General features: G+C 72.2%; 15 protein-coding genes and 1 riboswitch. Of the genes, 3 read left to right on the plus strand and 12 right to left on the minus strand.

The window, feature by feature from the left end; genetic code table 11:
• The 5 genes from ABZS42_RS22835 to thiE all read right to left on the minus strand — a co-directional run.
• Positions 1 to 452 (minus strand): thiamine phosphate synthase (locus ABZS42_RS22835; RefSeq protein WP_355148487.1); only part of this gene is annotated, 452 nt, incomplete at its 3' end.
• Between the two features lie 74 nt (positions 453 to 526).
• A complete protein-coding gene (locus ABZS42_RS22840) occupies positions 527 to 1,306 on the minus strand; it encodes a thiazole synthase (protein ID WP_355148373.1) in 780 nt (259 codons plus the stop codon).
• On the minus strand, positions 1,303 to 1,503 hold the full coding sequence (gene thiS, locus ABZS42_RS22845; protein ID WP_355148375.1) for a sulfur carrier protein ThiS: 201 nt from the start codon (positions 1,501 to 1,503) through the stop codon (positions 1,303 to 1,305). The genes ABZS42_RS22840 and thiS overlap by 4 nt, the downstream gene beginning before the upstream one ends.
• Positions 1,494 to 2,669 carry a glycine oxidase ThiO gene (gene thiO / locus ABZS42_RS22850; RefSeq protein ID WP_355148377.1) on the minus strand — a complete coding sequence of 392 codons (1,176 nt, stop codon included), beginning with the start codon at positions 2,667 to 2,669 and terminating at the stop codon, positions 1,494 to 1,496. Before thiO ends, thiS begins: the two co-directional genes overlap by 10 nt.
• Positions 2,663 to 3,289, minus strand: a complete 627-nt coding sequence (gene thiE / locus ABZS42_RS22855; RefSeq protein ID WP_355148379.1) for a thiamine phosphate synthase — start codon at positions 3,287 to 3,289, stop codon at positions 2,663 to 2,665. The genes thiO and thiE overlap by 7 nt, the downstream gene beginning before the upstream one ends.
• Positions 3,284 to 3,392: riboswitch (TPP riboswitch) on the minus strand. (Overlaps the previous gene by 6 nt.)
• Before the next feature lie 297 nt (positions 3,393 to 3,689).
• Here thiE and ABZS42_RS22860 point away from each other — a divergent pair.
• Both ABZS42_RS22860 and ABZS42_RS22865 read left to right on the plus strand, forming a co-directional pair.
• Positions 3,690 to 9,530, plus strand: a complete 5,841-nt coding sequence (locus ABZS42_RS22860; protein WP_355148381.1) for a ThuA domain-containing protein — start codon at positions 3,690 to 3,692, stop codon at positions 9,528 to 9,530.
• 74 nt (positions 9,531 to 9,604) lie between these two features.
• Complete coding sequence (locus ABZS42_RS22865; RefSeq protein ID WP_355148383.1) at positions 9,605 to 10,147, plus strand: hypothetical protein; 543 nt, start codon at positions 9,605 to 9,607, stop codon at positions 10,145 to 10,147.
• A 213-nt stretch (positions 10,148 to 10,360) separates the two neighbouring features.
• Here the strand turns inward: ABZS42_RS22865 and ABZS42_RS22870 are convergent, their stop codons facing one another.
• The 4 genes from ABZS42_RS22870 to ABZS42_RS22885 all read right to left on the minus strand — a co-directional run bounded on the left by ABZS42_RS22870 (position 10,361) and on the right by ABZS42_RS22885 (position 14,504).
• On the minus strand, positions 10,361 to 11,305 hold the full coding sequence (locus tag ABZS42_RS22870) for an aldo/keto reductase (protein ID WP_355148489.1): 945 nt from the start codon (positions 11,303 to 11,305) through the stop codon (positions 10,361 to 10,363).
• Positions 11,306 to 11,383: 78 nt separating this feature from the next.
• A complete protein-coding gene (locus ABZS42_RS22875; RefSeq protein ID WP_355148385.1) occupies positions 11,384 to 12,181 on the minus strand; it encodes a nucleotidyltransferase domain-containing protein in 798 nt (265 codons plus the stop codon).
• Complete coding sequence (locus ABZS42_RS22880; protein ID WP_355148387.1) at positions 12,178 to 13,857, minus strand: ATP-binding cassette domain-containing protein; 1,680 nt, start codon at positions 13,855 to 13,857, stop codon at positions 12,178 to 12,180. The genes ABZS42_RS22875 and ABZS42_RS22880 overlap by 4 nt, the downstream gene beginning before the upstream one ends.
• Before the next feature lie 41 nt (positions 13,858 to 13,898).
• Positions 13,899 to 14,504 carry a methyltransferase gene (locus tag ABZS42_RS22885; RefSeq protein WP_355148389.1) on the minus strand — a complete coding sequence of 202 codons (606 nt, stop codon included), beginning with the start codon at positions 14,502 to 14,504 and terminating at the stop codon, positions 13,899 to 13,901.
• A gap of 182 nt (positions 14,505 to 14,686) precedes the next feature.
• On the opposite strand from ABZS42_RS22885, the gene ABZS42_RS22890 reads away from it, so the two are divergent.
• Positions 14,687 to 15,835 carry a hypothetical protein gene (locus ABZS42_RS22890; RefSeq protein WP_355148391.1) on the plus strand — a complete coding sequence of 383 codons (1,149 nt, stop codon included), beginning with the start codon at positions 14,687 to 14,689 and terminating at the stop codon, positions 15,833 to 15,835.
• 1 nt (position 15,836) lies between these two features.
• Here ABZS42_RS22890 and truA read toward each other — a convergent pair whose 3' ends face one another.
• The 3 genes from truA to ABZS42_RS22905 form a co-directional block, all read right to left on the minus strand.
• Positions 15,837 to 16,667 carry a tRNA pseudouridine(38-40) synthase TruA gene (truA, locus tag ABZS42_RS22895; RefSeq protein ID WP_355148393.1) on the minus strand — a complete coding sequence of 277 codons (831 nt, stop codon included), beginning with the start codon at positions 16,665 to 16,667 and terminating at the stop codon, positions 15,837 to 15,839.
• Between the two features lie 69 nt (positions 16,668 to 16,736).
• Positions 16,737 to 17,306: a 50S ribosomal protein L17 gene (rplQ, locus tag ABZS42_RS22900; RefSeq protein ID WP_355148395.1), complete on the minus strand. Its 570-nt coding sequence runs from the start codon at positions 17,304 to 17,306 to the stop codon at positions 16,737 to 16,739.
• 34 nt (positions 17,307 to 17,340) lie between these two features.
• On the minus strand, positions 17,341 to 18,363 hold the full coding sequence (locus ABZS42_RS22905) for a DNA-directed RNA polymerase subunit alpha (RefSeq protein WP_355148397.1): 1,023 nt from the start codon (positions 18,361 to 18,363) through the stop codon (positions 17,341 to 17,343).
• Positions 18,364 to 18,451 lie beyond the last annotated feature (88 nt).

The following is an 18,451-nucleotide window of genomic DNA, read 5'->3' on the forward strand; positions in this document are numbered from 1 at the left end:
GTCGTCGGCGAGGGCGATCTCCTCCAGCTGCATCGCGATGTCCAGCAGCGGGTCCGGCTTGGCCATCCGGCCGAGCACGTCCTGGGCGGCCTTCTATGCAGGGGCGGGCCGTAGCCGGGTTTGCTGCGCGTCGGGTAGACGGGCGAGATGGTCACGTAGTCCTCGGTGGTGAGCCGGAGCAGCTCCGCCTCGTCGTGACAGGAGCGGCCGGCCAGCCCGACGCGCGGCGGTGGGTACGGGCCTGCGGCGGGCAGATGCACGGCGTCCCCGTCGAGCGGGTCGGGGCCGGCCACGACGAGCCTGCCGTGGACGTCGGCCAGGATGGCCCGCAGCTCGCAGGCGAGGGCGGCGCGTTCGACGCGGGGCAGGTCCTTCTCCCGCAGCACCACCCAGCGCACTCCCCCGGCGACCGCCGCCGCGACCACCTCGGCGAGCGGTCGGCGCGCCACCATCCGATCGGTGAGCACCACGACTCCGGAGGGCAGGCCCGACCCACCGTCGGCCGGGACGCCCGGCGACGAGCCGGTCACAGGTCCGGCCGTCCCTCGTCCGGGGTGGAGGCGAGGGCGTGGTGGCGGCGCGGGATCCGGCCGGCACCGGCGGCGAGCCGGCCGGCCTGCACCGCGTACCGCATCGCGGTGGCCATCGCCACCGGGTCGGCGGCCCGGGTCACCGCGCTGGCCAGCAACACGGCATCGCAGCCGAGCTCCATCGCCAGCGCCGCCTCGGAGGCGGTGCCGATGCCGGCGTCCAGGATCACCGGCACGTCCACGGCCTGCCGGATCAGCCGGATGTGGTGCGGGTTGCTGATGCCCAGCCCGGACCCGATCGGCGCGCCCGCCGGCATCACCGCGGCGCAGCCCACGTCCGCGAGCCGCCGGGCGAGCACCGGGTCGTCACTCGTGTAGGGCAGCACGGTGAACCCGTCGGCGACCAGTTCCTCGGCGGCGCGCAGCAGCTCCACCCCGTCCGGGAGCAGCGTGCGCTCGTCGCCGATCACCTCCAGCTTGATCCAGTCGGTGTCGAACGCGTCCCGGGCCAGCCGGGCCACCTTCACCGCCTCAACCGCCGTGTAGCAGCCCGCGGTGTTCGGCAGCAGCCGCACGCCGCACCGGTCCAGCAGCTCCAGCAGCCCCCCACCCATGCCGGGGGCGGTGTCCACCCGACGCAGGGCGAGCGTGACCAGCTCGGTCCCGGACGCGCGGATGGCCTCCTCCAGCACGTGCAGGTTCGCCGCGCCGCCGGTGCCGAGGATGAGCCGCGAGGTGAACTCCACCCCGTCGAGTCGGAACGTCACCGCACTCACCCGCCCTGGGCGGCGCTGAGCACCTCGACCCGGTCACCGTCGCGCAGCGGGGTCTCCGGCCAGCCCGTCCGGGGCACCACCTCGCCGTTGACCGCGACCGCCACTCCGCGCTGTTGCGGTGCGACCTCGCGTACCAGGTCTGCCACCGTCACACCGCGGGGCACCGTCCGCCCGGCGCCGTTCACCGTCAGTTCCACGGGTCCTCCTCACTCGTCCGGGCAGGTTCGCCCCGGTCTGCGGCCACCGAGCCGGACGGGCCGGTGAACCGGTCCGGCCGGAAGGGGGCGAGCAACGGATCGGGCACCCCGGTGGTCACGAGGTCGGCGATCAGGTCGGCGGTCACCGGGGTGAGCACGATGCCGTGCCGGTGGTGCCCGGTGGCCGCCAGCACGTCCGGTCGACCCGGCAACGGGCCGAGGATCGGCGCGTTGTCCGGGGTGCCGGGGCGCAGTCCGGCAGCCGTCTCGATCAGGTCGTACTCGGCCAGCTCCGGCACCAGGTCCACGGCGGCGCGGAGCAGGCGGAGCACCGCTCCGGCGGACACGTCGGTGTCGCGGCGCTCCTCGACGGTGGCGCCCACCACCACCTCGCCGCCGGTCCGCGGCACCAGGTAGACGTGCTCACCGTCGGCGTACCCGCGGATGACGTGCCGGAAGCCCGGCGGGGCGCCACCGGGCGCGCGGAGCCGGAGCACCTGCCCCTTGACCGGGCGGACCGGCAGCCCGGTGAGCGCGGCGGCACCGCAACCGGCCGCCACCACGGTGACGGCGGCGTCCAGCTCGGACAGCGCACGCACCGGTCCGGGCACGAGCACGGCTCCGGCCCGCTCGGCGGCGGTGCGCAGCGCGGGCACCAGCAGCCGTGGGTCCACCTGGTGGTCGGTCGCCGCGAGCGCGCCGCCGCGCACCCGGGGGGCGAGCGCCGGCTCGCGGTCGCGCAGTTCCGAGGGGCGCAGCGGGGTCACCGGCAGGTCGAGTTCCCGCTGGTACGCCCAGAGCCGCCGCGCCTCGGCCAGGTCGTCGGCGGTCAACCCGACCAGCAGGGTGCCGTCGGTGCGGTAGCCGAGGTCGACACCGGTCGCCTCGGTCAGCTCGGCCGCGAACGCCGGCCAGCGGGCGGCCGACTCCACCAGCAGCCCGGTGAGGTCCCGTTCGCCGAAGTACGCCTCGGCGATCGGGGCGAGCATGCCGGCGGCGACCGCCGAGGCCCCCGAGCCGGGGGCGGGATCGTGCACGGTCACGCGTAGCCCACGTGCGGCGCAGCGCCAGGCGACGGCGAGACCGATCGGTCCCGCACCCACCACCGCCACGTCCGCCCGGGCCACGTCGCCGGCAGGGGTCGACGTGGACCGGGCGCTCAGCATGTCAGCGCCTCGATCAGCTCGGTCGTGGCGCGGGCCGGGTCGGCCGCCCCGGAGAGCGCGCCGACGACCGCCACTCCGTACGCCCCGACTGCCCGTAGTGCCGGCACGGCGGACGCGGTCACACCGCCGATCGCGATCACTGGGACGTCGACCGCCCCGGCCACCGCCCGTACGCCTGCCACGCCGATCGGTGGAGGCAGCCCCTCCTTGGTGCGGGTGGGCCGGCAGGGGCCGACCCCGAGGTAGCCGGCGCCGGCGGTGACCGCCTCGGCGGCGGTGCCCGGTTCCCGCGCGGTGGCGCCGAGCACGGCGGCCGGGCCGAGCACGTGTCGGGCCGCCGCGACGGGCAGGTCGTCCGCGCCGACGTGCCCGCCGGCCGCGCCGACCGCCAGCGCCACGTGGAGCCGGTCGTTGACCAGGCAGGTCGCCCCGTACGGCGCGCAGAGCGCGACGACCCGGCGGGCCAGGTCGTACGTCTCGCGGTCGGTTGCAGAGTCCTCGACCCGGACCTGCACCACCAGGTCGGCGCGGGCCACGGTCAGGGCGGCCCGGACCACGGTGAGCGGATCACGCCCGGGTCGGGTGTCGGTGATGAGATGCAGTCGTCCCAGGGACGGCACGGCAACACTCCTCCCTGCGCCGGCATTACCCGGATCAGGTTCGACGGTCGGGGGCTGACAGCCCCCCTCTCAGCCCGGTCCACCGGGCTCCCGTGGGTCACTTGCTCCGCCACCGTACGACAGACCCGGCGGCGCTGCCAAGGGTGAGGCCGGCTACAGCGGTGGCGGGTCTTCCCAGGGGTGCTTCATGCGGTCCTGTTCGGAATGTCGCCTGCTGTTGCAAAACCGTTACCGTCCGGCATCTTGCCCGACACGCATCAACGGGAATTAATTTGTTCAGCGATTCGACAAAATGTGGTGCGGACGCCATGGCCCGGTGCCCGCACCACCCCACCCCCCGGGACGGTCTTCGGCGAGCCGGCCCCCGCGATCCCCTGTCCACCGCGACATAGGAGGCGGCGTGTCCCGCACTCGTCGTGCCCGCTCACCCATCACAGCCATCCTGCTCTCCCTCGCTCTCACCTCGACAGCCCTGTTCGGCACGTCGGCCGCGCAGGCCGCACCGACCGCCGGCGCGACCACCACACGAGCCGCTCAGACCGCCACGGCCGCGCCGGTGACCCAGGCGCTGCCCAAGGCCGCCGCCGACGAGCCCTTCTCCGTGCTGGTCTTCTCGAAGACGGCCGCGTTCCGGCACGATTCGATCCCCACCGGGATCGCCGCCATCCAGCAGCTCGGCGCGGAGCACGGCTTCGCCGTCGACACCACAGAGGACGGCGGCGCGTTCACCGACGCGAACCTCGCGAAGTACCAGGCCGTCATCTGGCTCTCCACGACCGGCGACGTCCTCAACGCCGACCAGCAGGCGGCCTTCGAGCGCTACATCCAGGCCGGCGGCGGATACGTCGGCATCCACGCCGCATCGGACACCGAGTACAGCTGGGGCTGGTACGGCGACCTGGTCGGCGCGTACTTCGCCAACCACCCGTCGAACCAGCAGGCCACGGTCAAGGTGGAGGATCCCGCCCACCCGTCCACCAGTGAACTGCCGGATCGCTGGTCCCGGTTCGACGAGTGGTACAACTTCCAGACCAACCCCCGGCCGGACGTGCACGTGCTGGCCAGCCTGGACGAGAAGAGCTACACCCCGGGCGCCGGCGCGATGGGTGCCGACCACCCGACGGCATGGTGCCAGGACTTCGACGGTGGCCGCTCCTGGTACACCGGCGGCGGGCACACCCGTGAGTCGTACGCCGAGCCCGAGTTCCTCAAGCACCTGCTCGGCGGTATCCAGACGGCGGCCGGCGTGGTCGACGCCGACTGCGGCGCCTCGAAGACCGCCAGCTTCGAGAAGGTCACGCTGGACAGCAACACCAGCAACCCGATGGAGCTGGACGTCGCCCCCGACGGGCGGGTCTTCTACGTCGAGCGCGACGGCCGGGTGCAGATCGTCAAGCCGGACACCGGCAACACGGTCACCGCCGTCGAGCTGGACGTCTTCACCGGCAACGAGGACGGCTTGATCGGCATCCGCCTCGACCCGGACTTCGCCACCAACAACTGGGTCTACCTCTACTACGCGCCGAACGACGGGATCACGCGCAACCTGCTGTCCCGGTTCACGGTCACCGGCGACACCATCGACCCGGCGAGTGAGAAGCAGGTGCTGCGGGTCGACACCCAGCGCAACACCTGCTGCCACGCCGGCGGGAGCATGACCTTCGACAGTGCCGGCAACCTCTACCTGGCCACCGGCGACAACACGAACCCGTTCGAGTCGAGCGCGTACACGCCCATCGACGAGCGGCCGGGCCGCCAGGACTACGACGCGCAGCGCACCGCGGGCAACACCAACGACCTGCGCGGCAAGGTGATCCGCATCCACCCGGAGGACGACGGGACGTACACCATCCCGGACGGCAACCTCTTCGCTCCGGGCACCGAGAAGACCCGTCCCGAGATCTACGCGATGGGCTTCCGCAACCCGTTCCGGATCGGCACAGACCCGAAGACCGGCACGCTGTACGTCGCCGACTACGGGCCGGACGCCAACGCCGACAACCCGAACCGGGGCCCCCGGGGCCTGGTCGAGTGGAACATCGTCACCCCCGGCAACTACGGCTGGCCGTACTGCACGGGCACGAACGAGGCGTACAACGACTACACCTTCCCGTCCGGCCCGAGCGGGGCGAAGTTCGACTGCTCCGCGCCGGTGAACGACTCGCCGAACAACACCGGCCTGACCAACCTTCCGCCGGTCGTGCCGGCCACCGTCGACTACGGGTACGCCGGTGACGCGCGCTACCCGGAGATCGGCGGCGGTGGCGCCCCGATGGGTGGCCCGGTCTACCGGTACGACGCGGACCTCGACTCGGACCGCAAGTGGCCGGCCTACTACGACGGCAAGGCGCTGCTCGGCGAGTGGAACCAGTCGAAGATGTACACGATGCAGCTGACCGCCGACGGCAAGTCGCTGGTGGACATCAACCAGCTGCTCACCGGCATGAGCCTGATCCGGCCGATGGACTTCGAGTTCGGCCCCGACGGCGCGCTCTACCTGATCGAGTGGGGCAGCGGCTTCGGCGGCAACAACGACAACTCCGGCGTCTACCGGATCGACTACATCGCCGGTGACCGCGCACCGATCGCGGTGGCGAACGCCACCCCGACCTCCGGTGCGGCGCCGCTGACGGTGAACTTCTCCAGCGAGGGCTCGCGGGACCCGGACGGCGGCGCGCTCACCTACGCCTGGACGTTCGGCGACGGGCAGACCTCCACCGAGGCCAACCCGACGCACACCTACGCCACGGCCGGCAACTTCACCGCCCAGCTCACCGTCACCAACCCGAAGGGCCGTACGGCGGTGGCGAACGTCCCGGTCACCGTGGGCAACACCGCCCCGACGGTGACCATCGAGTTCCCGCCGGACGGCGGCTTCTTCGACTGGGGTGACCAGGTCCGCTACACGATCAAGGTGACCGACCCGGAGGACGGGGAGATCGACTGCGACCGGGTCCAGCTCCAGGTACTGCTCGGCCACGACGAACACGCCCACCCGCTGGAGCAGCACACCGGCTGCACCGGGATGGTTCAGACGCAGCTGGCCTCCGGGCACGGCGCCGAGGCGAACGTCTTCAGCGTCTTCGAGGCGACGTACACCGACCTCGGTGGCGCCGAGGGCGCCGGACCGCTCACCGGCCGGGCCATAGAGCAGCTGCAGCCGAAGCGGAAGCAGGCCGAGTACTTCACCGCCACCGGCCGTGCGCCGGGCAGCACCGGCGGCGGAGACCCGGGTGTGCAGCTCGAGACCACCGGCGACACCGCCGGCGGCGGCCAGAACATCGGGTTCATCGAGGACGGCGACTGGTGGTCGGTCTCCCCGGCGGACCTGACGAACATCACCGACATCCGGTTCCGGGCGGCCTCCGCCACCACCGGCGGCCGGATCGAGGTCCGGGCCGGAGCGGTCGACGGGCCACTGGTCGCCACGGCGACCGTGCCGGGCACGGGCGACTGGCAGACGTACGCGGACGTGACGGCACCGGTCACCGGCGCCGCCAGCGGCTCGCTCTACTTCGTCGCCAAGGACCCGAACGGCGGCGCCGGCTCGCTGCTCAACGTCAACTGGATGGACTTCCTCGGCCGGGGCGTCACCGAGAACGCGCCGCCCGTGGTCACCGCCACCGCGACCCCGACCACCGGCACCGCGCCGCTCGCCGTCGCCTTCGACGGCACGGCCACCGACGCCGAGGGGGACACCCCGCTGACGTACGCCTGGGACTTCGGTGACGGGGGCACGGCGGACACGTTGGATGCCACCCACACGTACACCAGCCCGGGCACCTTCACCGCCACCCTGACGGTGACGGACAGCAAGGGCGCCAAGTCGTACGCCGCGGTTCCGGTGCGGGTGGACGCGCCGAACACGTCCTGCTTCGGGACGCGCTCGGACGACTTCACCGGCACCAGCCTCGACAAGGCACGCTGGAACGTGGTCCGGGAGAACCAGCTCTACTCGGTCTCCGACGGGGCCCTGCGGCTGCCGACCTCGGTGGGTGACCTCTACGGTGCCCGCAACGACGCCACCAACCTGGTGCTCCAGCCGGCGCCGGCCGGGGCCTGGCAGGCGACCACCCGGGTCACCCTGCCGGTGACGGCCAACTACCAGCAGGCCGGTCTGCTGATCTACGGCGACGACGAGAACTACGCCAAGCTGGACCTGCTGTACAACGGCAGCCGCCGGGTGGAGTTCATCCGGGAGACGGCCGGCACGCCACGCAACGAGGGTGCCGACAGCGCCGCCGCACCGGCGGGTGACACCGTGCACCTGCGGCTGATCAGTGACGGGACGAACCTGACCGCGGCCGTGTCGGCCGACGGGCAGACCTTCACCCCGGTCGGCCGGTCGGCCGCGCTCGCCGGCATCACCAACCCGCGGATCGGGGTCTTCGCCCTCAACGGCGGCACGGACGCGCCGGTCGTCGACGCGACCTTCGACTGGTTCCAGGTCTCCCCGGACGAGCCGGCGGGCCCGGTCGACCCGTCGGACGAGTTCACCGGCGACACGCTGGACAAGTGCCGGTGGGACGCGATCCTGCGGGAGAACGCGGCCGGTTACCGGGTCAGCGACGGCGCGTTGCGGATCGACGTGCCGAACGGTGACATCTATGGCACCGACAACACCGGGCCGGCGAACTTCATCCTCCAATCCGCGCCGTCGGGCGACTGGACCCTGGAGACGAAGGTCGACGGCAGCCTGCTGAACGAGCAGTACCAGCAGGCCGGTCTGATCGTGCACGCTGACGACGACAACTACCTGAAGTTCGACTACATCGTGGACAACCAGCCCGGCCAGGCGGTGACGCGGCGGATCGAGTTCCGCAGCGAGATCGGCGGGACGGTGCAGGACCCGCAGCCGGAGGCGGCGAACCTGACCGGTTCGGTGTGGTACCTGCGGCTGGCCCGCAGCGGTGACACCTTCACCGCGTCGTACTCGGCGGACGGGACGACCTGGACGGCGCTCACAGCGCTGACCAGCAGCGCGGTCGGCGCCACCCCGAAGGTGGGTCTGTTCACCCTCGGGGCCAACCAGACCGCGTCGAAGACCGCCGTGTTCGACTACTTCCGCCTCACCCCCGGGGTCGCCGACGAGACGGCTCCGGTGACCGAGGCCACCGTCACGGGTACCCCCGTCGAGGGTTGGCACACCGGGCCGGTGACGGTCACCCTGGCCGCCACCGACGAGGACGGCGGCAGCGGCCTGGCCGGCACCGAGTACCAGCTGGACGGGGCGCAGACCTGGACGGCGTACACCGGGCCGGTCCCGGTGAGCGGCGACGGCGAGCACGAACTGCGATTCCGCTCGACCGACCAGGCGGGCAACGCGGAGTCGACGAAGACCGTCACCGTGAAGATCGACGCCACGGCGCCGGTGACCTCGGCGACGTTCGCCCCGGCCAACGACGAGGGTTGGCACGACGGGACCGTCCCGGTCGTGCTGACCTCGACCGACGCCGGATCCGGTGTGAAGACTGTCGAGTGGTCGCTCGACGGTGGCGCGTGGACGCCGTACTCGGAGCCGGTCCAGGTGACCGGTGACGGCCAGCACGAGCTGCTGTTCCGGTCGACCGACCAGGCGGGCAACGCCGAGACGCTCAAGTCGGCGGTGCTGCGCATCGACGGCACCAAGCCGACGCTGCTGGTCTCCGGGCTCGCCGACGGCCAGCTCTACGGCGACAGCCAGGACGTCCGGGTGTCCTGGCAGGCGGTCGACCCGACCTCGGGCGTCGCGAGCCTGACCGGCGAGCTGGACGGCCGGCCGTACGCGAGCGGCACGCTGCAGGCGATGTACGAGCTGCCGCTCGGCCTGCACGAGCTGACCGTCACCGCGACCGACAAGGCGGGGAACGAGACCACCTCCGCGGTCCGGTTCTTCGTCACCACCTCGTTCCGGGACATGCAGAACCTGCTGGACCGGTTCAAGGCGACCGGTCGGCTCTCGGCCAAGGCGCACAAGCAGCTGACGGCGAAGCTCGACGCCGCCCGCAAGGCCGAGGCGGCCGGCAACGACAACAAGGCGATCAAGCAGCTGACCGCCTTCCGCGAGCTCGCCGCCGACGCCACGCTGGTGGCCGAGGCCGAGATCCGGGACGTGCTGGTCCGGGACGCCGACGCCATGGTCGTCCGGCTCGGTGGTACGGCCAGCAAGGCCGGGGTGAAGGCCAACGACGGTGAATCCGTCGCCGGCGCCGGCCGGTTGGGCGGCGACGTCACCCGGCTCGCTCCGGGCCGCCGGCTCTGATCCGATGGCGGCCCCTCTCCGGCGCACCCGCGTCGGGGAGGGGTCGCCCCCGTATCCGCAGTGAGGAGACGTCCGTGACGCGTACCTGGAAGGCGTTCGCCGCCCTGTTCGCCGGACTGGCCCTGATCCTCCTGACCGCGGCACCGGCCGCGGCCCACACCGGGAAGCTCAAACTGACCGTGGCCGGCGACGGGGCCGACGGGGTCACCGTGCAGGCCCTGTACGCCGACGGCCACCGGCTGGACCAGTTGGTGCGACTGACGCTGACCGCCGTCGGGCCGGACGGGCAGCGCGTCGGGCCGCTGCAACTGGAACCGGAGCCCGAGGGCCAGGGTTTCTACGCCAGCGGCCCGCTGCTCTCCCCCGGCCGCTGGCGGGTGACGGTCGCCGCCCCGGCTCCGAACGGGAGCGAGGCCAGCGCCCAGGTGCAGGCCCGCCCCGCCCAGTCGCCGGCGCCGGCGGCGCCGGTTGCGGCCACCGCACCGGCGGCCGGCGCCCGGACCGACCCGGGTGCGGCGAGTGCCTGGTGGTGGCCGATCGGGCTGGCCGTCGTGGTGATCGCCGCCCTGGCGGTAGCCGTGCCGATGCTGCTCACCCGCCGCCGCACGGACGGATGAGCAGCTCGGACAAGTGAGCCGCACGGCGCGAGGTCGCCAAGGGCTGCTCCGGCGACCCGTGCAAACGCCGGTGAGCCTGATACCCCAGCGGCATCAATATGCCTCTGAGGTATCAGGCCTCTCCGGAACACAGTCGAGCAGCACTTGTGCGCCTCGGCCCGAGCCAGCCGGCAGCGGCAGCGGCAGCGGCAGCGGCAGCGGCAGCGGCAGCGGTCAGAGGATCTCGCGCAGGGCGTCCAGGTCCTCGTCGGTCGGCTGCCAAACCCCGGCGGCCGCGTTGGCGAGCACCTGCTCGGGGGTGGTCACCCCGGCGATCACCGAGGTCACCGCCGGCTGGGCGGCGAGCCCGCCGATGGCCACCTGGAGCATGGTGAGCCCGCGCTCGTCCGCGTACCGTTCGATCGCCTCGATGAGGTCCCACTTCGCCGCGGCGAGCCGGGCGGCGTACCGGCCACCGCCGGCGAGCCGGCTGCCGGCGGGCGGCGCCTCGCCCCGCTTGTACTTGCCGGTGAGCAGCCCGTTGGCCAGCGGGAAGAACGGCAGCAGCCCCAGCCCGAAGCGCTCACACGCCGGGACCACCTCGGTCTCGACAGCGCGCTCCACCAGGCTGTACTGGTTCTGCGCGCTGATGAACCGGGACCGGCCGTTGGACGAGGCCACCCAGTCGGCGTCCGCGATCTGCCAGCCGGCGAAGTTGGAGTTGCCCAGGTAGCGCACCTTCCCGGCACGGACCAGGTCGTCCAGGGCGGCGAGGGTCTCGTCGATCGGGGTGGCCGGATCGGGCTCGTGCACCTGATACAGATCGATGTAATCGGTGCCGAGTCGGCGCAGCGACGCCTCGACGGCCCGGGCGATGTACCGCCGGGATCCCCGCGCGCCGTAGTCGGGGCCGTTCAGCCCGTTCATGTCCATGCCGAACTTGGTGGCCACCACCACGTCGTCCCGGCGGCCCTTCAGGGCCTGCCCGAGCAGCTCCTCCGAGCTGCCCTGCGGCTCGCCGTAGATGTCCGCCGTGTCGAAGAAGTTGATCCCGGCGTCCAGGGCTGCGTCCACGACCGCGCGGGTGCCCTCGAGGTCGATCTTGCGGCCGAAGTTGTTGCAGCCGATGCCGACCACGGACACCACGAGCCCGGAGTCGCCCAACCGGCGGAAGGTCATCTCAGTCACGAGATGGACTCTATGCCTGCCGTCCGGGGCGTGGCGGCGTCACCCGGCCATCCGGGGTCGTTCCCCGACTCAGCCGAGCACCTCGGCCCGGAGCCGCTCGGCGGCGGCCAGCGTGGCGGCCAGTTCCGTCGGGGAGCGCCCGACGCAGGCAAGCAGCGCCTGCGCCCGGGACGCGAAGTCCGGCGGCGCGCCAGGTAACCGACCGGCCGAGGCGATCATGCCTTTCTCGTTCACCAGCCACCGCCCGACACGGGCGTGCAGCACGTGCACGAGTACTCCGAGCACGCGGAACAGGCAGCCGGCCACGTAGCCGCTGTCGCCGGCCGCTACGACCTTCGCGGCGGCGGCGAGCAGGAACTCGGCCTCCCAACCGGCCCGCTCCAAGGCCTCGGCCAGCGCTGGCGGGTACGCCGCGCTCTCCTCCTTCAGCGCCGTGAGCTCGCCGGTCGAGTCCGCGAGCACCCGGCACAGCGCCACCTCGCCCGCGTATCCGTGGGAATAGAAGCCGAGCGGATGCCCGGCCTGTACGCCGACCTCGTACCGGCCGCTCCGGCAGTCCGCCCAGACCCGGCGGACCCGGTCCAGGTCGCGGTAGATCCAGTCGACGGCCGACCCGTCCACTCGCAGCCAGCCGCCGCCGTCCACCCACGGTCCCCAACCGCCCGGCGCCGTCAGCTCGACCGCCCCGTCGGCGATCGACGCGGCGACCGCTTCCAGCGTCGGTACGTCCAGCTCCCCCCGGTAGTACAGGCCAAGGTCCCAGTCGGAGTCCGGCCGGTGCTCGCCACGGGCCCGGCTGCCGCCCAACGCGACGGCGACCACGCCCCGGACGATGCAGAGCCGACCGGCCAGTTCCGCCACGTTCACGCCACGTCCCACACCGGTTCGGGTGTCTCCACCACCTCGCCGTCACCCCGGAAGAGCACGAACCGGTCGAAGGTACGGGTGAACCAGCGGTCGTGGGTCACCGCGACCACCGTCCCCTCGAAGGCGGTCAGACCAGCCTCCAGCGCCTCCGCGCTGGCCAGGTCGAGGTTGTCGGTCGGTTCGTCGAGCAGCAGCAGCGTCGCCCCGGACAGCTCCAGCAACAGCACCAGGAAACGCGCCTGCTGGCCGCCGGAGAGCGTGCCGAACCGCTGGTCGCCCTGCCCGGCCAGCTCGTACCGGGACAGCGCCGCCATGGCCGCGTGCCGATCCATCCCGGCCCGGTGCTCGTCGCCGCGCCAGAGGATCTCGACGAGGGTCTTCGCCATCAGCTCCGGCCGGTCGTGCGTCTGGGAGAAGTGCCCCGGCCGGACGCGCGCGCCGAGCCGGGCCACGCCGTCGTGCGCCACCGGCGCGAGCGTGAGCCCGGCGTCCACCGGGCCGTTCGCCGGATCCGGGTCGGTGCCGCCGCGGGCCAGCAACCGCAGGAAGTGCGACTTCCCGGTGCCGTTCGCGCCGAGCACCGCGACCCGGTCGCCGTACCAGATCTCCAGGTCGAACGGGTAGCTGAGTCCGTCGAGCTCCAGTTGCTCGCAGACGATCGCGCGTTTGCCGGTGCGCCCGCCGGTCAGCCGCATCCGGATGTCCTGGTCCTTCGGCGGTACGGGCGGCGGCCCGGCCTCCTCGAACTTGCGAAGCCGGGTCTGTGCCGCCTGGTAGCGCGAGGCCAACCCGTCGTTGTACGCGGCCTTCTGCTTGTACATCAGCATCAGCTCGCGCAGTTTCTGATGTTCCTCGTCCCAGCGCCGGCGCAGCTCGTCCAGGCGGGCGTGCCGGGCCACCCGTGCCTCGTGCCAGCTGGCGAAGCCGCCGGGGTGCACCCACGCGCTGCCCCCCTCGACGGCGACCACCCGGTCGGCCGTACGGGCGAGCAGCTCGCGGTCGTGCGACACGTAGAGCACCGACTTCGCCGACTCGCGCAGGCGGCCCTCCAGCCATCGCTTGCCGGGCACGTCGAGGAAGTTGTCCGGCTCGTCCAGGAGCAGCACCTCGTCCGGGCCGCGGAGCAGCAGTTCCAGGGCGAAGCGTTTCTGCTGTCCCCCGGAGAGGGTCCGGACCGGACGGTCCCGGGCAGCCTCCCACGGCAGGTCGAGCACGATGGTGGCGACGGTGTCGAAGAGCACTTCGGCGTCGTACCCGCCGACCTCGCCCCAGGCGGCGAGCGCGTCCGCGTACGCCAGCTGCGCCTTGCCCGCGGCGGTGCTGTACTTGCCGCGCACCTCGGCCTCCCGCATGGCCGCCTCGGTTTCGGCGAGCCGGCGCCCGGCCGCGCGCAGTGCGGGCGGGGCGAGCGAGAGCGCCATGGCGGCGAGCGTGGAATCGTCGCCGATCATGCCGATGAACTGCCGCATCACGCCGAGACCGCCGGTACGCGCGATCGCGCCGGTCGTCACGGGCAGGTCGCCGGCGACCATCCGGAGCAACGTGGTCTTGCCCGCGCCGTTCGGGCCGACGAGCGCCACCTTCGCGCTCTCACCGACCCGGAAGGACACGTCGTTGAAGAGCTCCCGACCGTCCGGCAGGGTGTGCCCCACCGCTGCCACGTCCACGTAACCCACGCCGGGATCCTGCCCTAGCCTCCCGGGCCGGGTACATCCAATTACCGGCCGACGCGCAGCACCCGGAAGCCCTTCTGGCTGGCGTACCGCTCCACCTGCCAGCCCTGTTCGACGAGCCAGCGGTGCAGCGAGTCGCCACCGAGGTGGCGGGCGACGACCAGCCAGGCGACACCCTCCGGGGCGAGCCGGGGCAGCCAGCGCCGCAGCAGCTCGTGCAGTTCGTCCTTGCCGATCCGGATCGGCGGATTGGACCAGAGCTGGGTGAAGCGAACCTCGGCCGGTACGTCGTCGGGGGCGCGTACCCGCACCCGGTCGGCGGCACCGATCCGCTCGGCGTTGGCGGTGGCCAGTGCCCGCGCCCGCTCGTTGACGTCGACGGCCCACACGGTCGCCGCCGGGGCGTTGTCGGCCAGTACGCAGCTGATCGGGCCGAATCCGCAGCCGAGATCGAGCAGGTCGCCGGTGGTGTCGGCGGCGGGTAGTTCGGCCTTGCGGAGCAGCACGGCGGTACCGGGATCGAGCCGGTCGGCGGAGAAGACCCCGGCCGCCGACACGAGTGTGTAGTCGCGGTCGGCGACGTTGAACTCGACCTCACGCGGGCGTGCGGCGGTCGTCGGTTCAGCGGTGAAGTAGTGGTCGCCGGTCACGCCGGCAATTCTCGCACCGGCGCTGATCCGGCCCAGCGACGCCCCGAGGGCTGCTCCGCCCGGGCGGGACTCGATCCGTTACGAACCGTGCCCGCGCGCGTTGTGCAGGTGACCCGACACCCGCCGACCACAGTTTTGCGTAATTACCACCTAAAGGGACGATAACTCCTACTCTTGGCGACATGGTGTATCGGTACGAGTTCGATGAGGACGCTTTCGTGGACGACTCGGAGCCCGGGTCCGACTCCATGCTCGGCGCCGGTCCGCCACCTCCGGCCGGGCCCTCTCCGTCCCGCTTCCCCACTCCGGCGCTGCCCCGCGCGACCCGAATGGCACCGTCCGCGCCGGAACCACAGCCGGCGCCTGCCGAGCCGCCCACACCGGCGGCGGCCCCCACCGCGCCGCCGGTACGGGCCGAGGCCCCCGCCCCGCCGCCTTCGTCCGTGGCCTACGTCTCGGCCGACCCGACGCCGGAGCCATCCGCGACCACCCCAGTCCCCCGGACCGGCGGCGGCCGGCTCTGGCAGGTGCTCGTCGGTGGCGCGGCCGTCCTGGTGCTACTCGCGCTCTGCGGGCTCGGCGCGGCCGCCCTGCTCGCCGACCGGACGCCGACGCCGGAGATCACGCCGAGTTACCAGGCCGGAGCCGATCCGTCCGCCGACCCGGCCGAGGAGGAGAACCTCGACTCGCGGGACGTCGACCAGGCGCCGCTGACCGCGAAGGAGGTCTTCGCCGGCAAGGAACTCGTCCTCGCCGACGGCCAGCCGGCCTACAAGGTGCTGAAGACGCAGGCCAGCGCCAAATGCTCGGTCGCCGCCACCGACGAGATCGCCGACCTGCTGGTCCGCCTGGGTTGCAACCAGGTCGTGCGGGGCACACTCCGCACCCCGGACGGCGATCATCTCGTCACCGCCGGCCTGTTCAACCTCACCGACCGGGCCAGCGCCGAACGGGTCCGCGACCGGATCCGCCAACTGCTCGACGAGCGGCAGGGACGATTCCGCGGCATGGCCGCCGGTGAGGACACCGAGGCCATCGCGAGCGCACCGGCCCGCGTCGGCTGGCAGGTCCGCGGCCACTACCTGGCGTACGCGGTGGTCACGCGCAGCGACGGCGAGGCGATCAAGTCCGGCGACGAAAAGGTCCGCGAGGTTCTGTTCGACATGATCGAGCTGCACCTCGACCGCAGTGTGCTCCAACGGCGAGCCGACGGCGGCAGCGCGACGCAGCCCACGGTCGGCCCGTCCGCGACCACCGGCGCGCAGGACGGTGTGGACGAGTCGCCGACGGACGACGGCTCCCCGGACGACGACGAGTCAACGGAGAACTGAGCTAGGCCTCCGCGGGCACCCGCAGGCGACGGGTGACCTCGGCGCGCCGGGCGTACTCGGCGGGATCGTCCGGGTAGCCGACGGCCACCAGGGTCAGCCCGTGCGCGGGCGCGACGGTCACGTGGCTGGAGCGCTCACGGTGGGAGAGCAGGCTCGCCGGCCACTGCACCGGCCGGCGGCCGTCCCCGGCGACGAGCATGGCGCCGACCAGGCTGCGGACCATCGCCTGGCAGAACGCGTCCGCCTGCACCGTGGCGATCAGCAGACCATCCGGCTCCCGCCGCCAGTCCAGCCGGGTCACCTCGCGCAGCGTGGTGGCGTTCTCCTTGCGTCGGCAGTACGCAGCGAAGTCGTGTTCCCCCACCAGACCGGCCGCGGCGGCGTTCAGCGCGTCCAGGTCCAGCGGTCGCGGCCAGGCCAGGGTCAGGTGACGGCGGAGCGGCTCGGCGCCGTACGGGGCATCGGTCACCCGGTACTCGTAGCGCCGGAACGTGGCCGAGAAACGAGCGTCGAACTCGGCCGACACCTCGGTGACCGCCCGAACCCGAACGTCGACGGGGAGCAGCCGGGCCAGCCGGCGCAGCAGCGTGGACTTCCGCTCCTGCCAGACGTCTCCGGGCAGGTCCACATGGCACACCTGCCCGGTCGCGTGCACGCCGGCGTCGGTGCGCCCGGCGACGGTCAGCCCGGTCGCGGTGCCCGCACCGAGCAGGAGATCGAGCGCCTCGCCGAGTACGCCCGCGACCGTACGCCGGTCCGGCTGCACGGCCCATCCGGAGAAGTCGGTCCCGTCGTACGACACGTCCAGCCGTAGCCGGGTGCGCCCGTCCAACCTCATACCTCCCGTGACGATTCGGGCCCGACACCCACCAGGGGTGCCGGGCCCGACCAAAGCCTTCGATCAGGCCTTGTTCTCGTTGTTCTCCTCGATGGCGAGGTCGCTGTCCTCGCGCGCCTCGGCGGTGTCGCCGGACGCCGAGACCGGCGCCTCGGAGTCCTGGTCGGCCGACTCGGACCGCGGGGTCTCCTGCTCGGGGGCGAGCGCCTCGACCTTGTCCTGCTGGGCGGCCTTGCGGGCGGCGGTCTTCTTGTTCGCCTTCGGCTCGGCGACCTGCAGCTCCTCGACCAGCTCGATGATCGCCATCGGCGCGGCGTCACCCTTGCGCGGCCCGGTCTTCACGATCCGGGTGTAGCCACCGTTGCGGTTGGCGTACCGAGGCGCGATCTGGTCGAACAGGGCGTAGACCACGTCCTTGTCCTTGACGACGGCGAGCACCCGACGCCGGGAGGCCAGATCACCGCGCTTGGCCTTGGTGATCAGCTGCTCCGCGAGCGGACGCAGCCGCCGGGCCTTGGTCTCGGTGGTCTGGATCTTGCCGTGCTGGAACAGCGACATGGCCAGGTTGGCCAGCATCAACCGCTCGTGCGCGGGGCTGCCGCCGAGGCGGGGACCCTTGGTGGGCGTGGGCATTCTCGGTGCTCCTCAGATGTGGCGGCAGCGCGATCTAGAGCTGCTCGGTCTCGCGGTAGTCGTCGGTGTCGTAGTCGGCCTCGCCGAAGGTGTCCACGACATGCGCCGGGTCGAAGTTCGGAGCCGAGTCCTTCAGCCCCAGACCCATCCCGGCGAGCTTCATCTTGACCTCGTCGATCGACTTCTGGCCGAAGTTACGGATGTCGAGGAGGTCGGCCTCGGTACGCCCGATGAGCTCACCAACGGTGTTGATGCCCTCGCGCTTGAGGCAGTTGTAGGAGCGGACGGTGAGGTCCAGCTCCTCGATCGGCAGCGCCAGGTCCGCCGCCAGCTGGGCGTCCTGCGGCGACGGGCCGATGTCGATGCCCTCGGCGGTCTCGTCCAGCTCCCGAGCCAGCCCGAACAGCTCCACCAGCGTGGACCCGGCGGAGGCAAGCGCGGTGCGCGGGCCCATCGACGGCTTGGTCTCGACGTCGATGATCAGCCTGTCGAAGTCGGTCCGCTGCTCGACGCGGGTCGCCTCGACGCGGTAGGTGACCTTCAGAACCGGCGAGTAGATCGAGTCGACCGGGATCCGGCCGATCTCGGCGCCCGCCTGCTTGTTCTGCGCCGCCGTGACGTAGCCCCGACCCCGCTCGACGGTCAGCTCCATGTCGAGCCGGCCCTTGCCGTTCAGGGTGGCGAGCTTCAGGTCCGGGTTGTGCACCGATACACCGGCCGGGGGCTGGATGTCCCCTGCCGTCACGTCGCCCGGGCCCTGCTTACGCAGGTACATGCTGACCGGCTCGTCGTGCTCGGAGCTGACGTTCAGCTCCTTGATGTTCATGACGAGCTCGACCACGTCCTCCTTGACACCGGGGATCGTGGTGAACTCGTGCAGCACACCGTCGATCTTGATCGAGGTCACGGCCGCGCCGGGGATCGACGACAGCAGCGTACGCCGCAGCGAGTTGCCGAGGGTGTAGCCGAAGCCCGGCTCCAGCGGCTCGATGGTGAACCGGGACCGGGTCTCGTTGATCGACTCCTCGGAGAGGGTCGGTCGCTGGCTGATGAGCATGTCTTCTCTTCTCTTCCGGGACGCCCGCTATTTGACGCCCACGACACAAACTGTTCCGGTGGTCCGCCCCCGCAGGGGCGGACCACCG

The organism is Micromonospora sp. NPDC005367, assembly GCF_040606825.1.
Taxonomy (GTDB): Bacteria; Actinomycetota; Actinomycetes; order Mycobacteriales; family Micromonosporaceae; genus Micromonospora.